We start from the raw sequence: 3,443 nt of genomic DNA on the forward strand, positions 1-3,443 counted from the left end.
GTCTCGCATCGTATCGTCGGGTTCACCCGACGACGGACCGCCGTTGCTCGCCATATCGTGGTGTTGAGTGGCGCAGTAAAGTTAGTGGCGGCAGTCACTCGCCCGAAGCGTCTCTCTGAAGGGCGGCACAGCCGAACTACAACGCGGCGCGATGTTGCGCGGTGTAGGCGGCACGGTGTAGCGCGATGCGGCGCGATGCGGCACGGTGCGGGGCCAACCGTGAGCGTTTAACGGCCCACAGCGGTTCAGGACGACTCGTCTTCGCTCCTCAGTTCTTCGAGTTCCGCTTCGACTTCCTCGTCGGCAACATCGACATCTGCCTCGACGTCCGTTTCAACATCGGATTCGACATCCACGTCGGAATCGGATTCCGCGTCTTCGGCTGGGGCGGACGATTTACCCATCTCGGATTTCAGCGTCTCCAACTCGGTGTCGACTTCGGCGTCGGACCGTCCGGCTTCGAGTTCACGCTCGATGGCGTCCTTGTCCGAGAGCACCTCGTCGAACGCGCCCTCGTCGACGAGTTCGTCCATCGCGGCGGAACGCGCTTCCATTTCGTCGGTCTGCTCTTCGGCGCGTTCGAGGGCACGGCCCACGTCGGACATTTCGTCGCCGACGCCGGACATGGCTTCGGAGACGCGACTCGACGCTTCGGCGGCCTCGTAGCGGGCCTTCATCGTCTCTTTCTTCGTGCGGAACTCCTCGATGCGGCCCTGGAGTTCGTTCTTCTTCTGGACGAGCGAGTTCTGGGTCTCTTGGAGGCCCGCAATCTGCGCGTCGAGTTCCTCGATTTGGTTCATCTTGGCCTGCTTCTTTTGGAGCGCCTGCCGGGCGAGGTCTTCGCGGTCCTGCCGGACAGCTTCGCGGGCCTGGTCGTTGTGCTTCTCGACGTTCTCTTCGAGGCGGCGCTTTTGAATCTCCAGTCGTTTCTTCTGTGTCGTCAGGTCGGCAATACCCTGTTTGACCTGCTGGAGTTCGTCGCGCATCTTCTCGTACGAGTAGTCGAGTGTCTCGGTCGGGTCCTCCGCACGGTTGAGGAGGGCGTTTATCTTCGACCGAATGACGTACGACGTGCGAGAGAGGATTCCCATATCCATTACCTACGTGACGTTCGGCTTAAAACCTCACCAGTTCAACCGGTCCGTATGACCGACACGATTCTGGTACCGGGCGGCCGTGACGTGCGTGCGACGCTGGATACCGCCGCCGGTGGAACCGGTGGCGACGGTGAGGACGACCAACCGAGAGCCAGCACCGTTGTCGTCGCCTGCCCGCCACATCCACAACACACCGGTCACCGCGGCGACTCCCGCCTCGTCGCCGTCAGCGACGAGCTGACCGACCGCGGCATCGACTGTCTTCGCTTCGATTACGGCGCGTGGGACGAAGGCTACGGCGAACGCGCCGACACGCTCCGGGCGGTCGAGTGGGCGAACGTTCGCTACGAGCGCGTCGCACTCTTCGGATTCAGTTTCGGCGGCGCGATGGCGCTTCTCGCCGCCGCGGAGGGCGCGGACGTAGAAGCCGTATCGGCGCTCGGCCCCGCCGGACGACTTGCAGACGACCTAGACGTGACCGCGGTCTTCGACCAGATTCCCGTACCTGTACAGGTCATCTACGGGACCCGTGACGACATCGCCGACTGGGAACCCGTCGTCGACTGCGCACGCGAGTATCACCAGTCTGTCGTCGAGTTCGCCGCGGACCACTTCTTCGTCGGCCAGCACGGAAAAGTCGCGGATGCGGTCGCCGACTTCCTCGTCCCGTGGCTTCAGGCCGGAGGCGAACGATAGCCGACGTAGAACTGGGTTGCGACGGCGACTAGACCTGCGGCGAGGGCGAACGCCCAGAACGCGCCCCACGCCGCGACGGCGACTTCGGCGGTGATTGTCGTGTACACTACCGCACCGACGGCAAAGGCGACGGCGAACGGTGCGAGGAGAGGGGTGTCGGTCCACCGACCACCTGCGTTGTGATATTCGACGACGTAGCCCCATATGCTTCCGACGGTGAACTGGAAGACGATAGCACCGAGTAGGCCACTGACAACGGCCATGAGTACCGGAAGTGGTTCGAGCGGTTCTCCGCGCAGGGACCACACCGTTCCAGCGACGAACACGGTGAAAATCACGGCGTGCCACGGACGAATACGCTCTCGAAGTCGATTTTGGAGGGACATACGTCGATAATTATGGCCGACTGATAAGAGAATTCGGGGACGACCAGATTCGATGATGGTCGTCTCCCGACTACTATCCAACCGAACGACATTTTTACTCCTGAACGGAACGCGACTGCATGGTCCCACTGAAACGACTCGCCGCCGTCGTCGCCCTCCTCCTCGTCGGCGTGTTGATAACCCAGTCGTTCTCGGTTGCTGGTGAACTACAGACGACGTACGTCTCCGAGGAAGCGACAGCCGAAACCGCCCCCGAACTCGTCGCAGCACACGACTCCGATATCGTCAGCCTCTCCAGACACGTCAACGGAACACCGCAACTCGAAGCACCAGTCGAGACCGCCGCCGAGACTGGAACGTTCGACGGTCAGATTGAATCCGAGGCCTACATGGCCCTCAGTGATATAAACGAAGACACCGAATTTGCGGTCTACGGCGGGCAATACTACCGTCTCTCGCTGACCGTCTCTGGTGACCCCGTTAGCGCGACGCTCCGCCTCTCGCCGACCGACTGGGAAACTGTGTCCCAAGCCGCCACGGAACCCGCCGCGAACGCGAGCGCCAACGTCCAAGCGGCAATCGACGACGGGTCGGTTGATGTCGGGTCGTTCGTGGACCAAGGACTATTCAGTCGTCGCGGGACCTCCTATCTCGTGTACCCGGAGAACATCGGCGCGGTCTACGGGAAGTTCTTCTCGGCTATCGGCGCGTACCTCTTTAATCCGGTCGGATGGGCGTACACTATCGCCGGACTCGGCCTTCTCGTCGCATTCCGAAGCCGCGGTACCGCCCGCCCGCTCGACCAAAGGACGGCACTTGCGGTGATTCCGGGAACGCTCCTCGCCCTGTGGCTGGCGACGACGCTCACCGGAAGCGGGTCGCTGTCGATGCGATACGTGCTCACGCCCGCTTCCGGCGTGGTTGCCGCCTTCGGACTGTTCGCAGGGTTTTGTCTCCGTAGACGAGCGTGGAAATCGCTGGTCGCGGGAAGCGTCATCCTTCCGATTGTCGTCATCGGGGCGAACGCGCTCCTCCTCGGTGCCTTCGGCGCGATATTCTCGGTCCTGTTCGGTCTCTTCATCGGGGGCGTTGGAAGCCTACTGCTCGTGCCCTACGGGTACGTGTTTGCCGCCGACCCGGACGAAACAGTGTCGAGTGATGTCGGTGCAGTGACGGCGGCTGAGCTTATCGACGACTGAGTATTCGGTTTATAGTAGCGTTTGCAAGTCATTGCACACTCGGTCGACCGCTGTCATGCGGTCGG

General features: G+C 62.1%; 4 protein-coding genes. 2 read left to right on the plus strand and 2 right to left on the minus strand.

Going from position 1 to position 3,443, the window contains the following annotated elements:
- Window positions 1–245: 245 nt before the first annotated feature.
- Window positions 246–1,091, minus strand: coding sequence for a PspA/IM30 family protein (locus QT222_RS04190; RefSeq protein ID WP_491476407.1), 846 nt, complete (start codon window positions 1,089–1,091; stop codon window positions 246–248).
- Window positions 1,092–1,145: 54 nt separating this feature from the next.
- On the opposite strand from QT222_RS04190, the gene QT222_RS04195 reads away from it, so the two are divergent.
- Window positions 1,146–1,793, plus strand: a complete 648-nt coding sequence (locus tag QT222_RS04195) for a dienelactone hydrolase family protein (protein WP_491476408.1) — start codon at window positions 1,146–1,148, stop codon at window positions 1,791–1,793.
- On the opposite strand, the gene QT222_RS04200 is transcribed toward QT222_RS04195, so the two are convergent.
- Window positions 1,772–2,179: a hypothetical protein gene (locus tag QT222_RS04200; protein WP_004060136.1), complete on the minus strand. Its 408-nt coding sequence runs from the start codon at window positions 2,177–2,179 to the stop codon at window positions 1,772–1,774. The two genes, QT222_RS04195 and QT222_RS04200, sit on opposite strands and share 22 nt — an antisense overlap.
- 119 nt (window positions 2,180–2,298) lie before the next feature.
- Between QT222_RS04200 and QT222_RS04205 the strand changes: the two genes are divergently transcribed.
- Window positions 2,299–3,378 (plus strand): DUF8127 domain-containing protein, encoded by a 1,080-nt coding sequence (locus tag QT222_RS04205; RefSeq protein WP_491476409.1) that lies wholly within the window; start codon window positions 2,299–2,301, stop codon window positions 3,376–3,378.
- The last annotated feature ends 65 nt before the right edge of the window (window positions 3,379–3,443 follow it).

The sequence above is a fragment of the Haloferax sp. s1 genome (genome assembly GCF_058382125.1).

Coding starts and splice junctions, on each gene's coding strand:
- QT222_RS04200 (WP_004060136.1), bottom strand. CDS start 2,179: ATGTCCCTCCAAAATCGACTTCGAGAGCGTATTCGTCCGTGGCACGCC.
- QT222_RS04205 (WP_491476409.1), top strand. CDS start 2,299: ATGGTCCCACTGAAACGACTCGCCGCCGTCGTCGCCCTCCTCCTCGTC.
- QT222_RS04195 (WP_491476408.1), top strand. CDS start 1,146: ATGACCGACACGATTCTGGTACCGGGCGGCCGTGACGTGCGTGCGACG.
- QT222_RS04190 (WP_491476407.1), bottom strand. CDS start 1,091: ATGGGAATCCTCTCTCGCACGTCGTACGTCATTCGGTCGAAGATAAAC.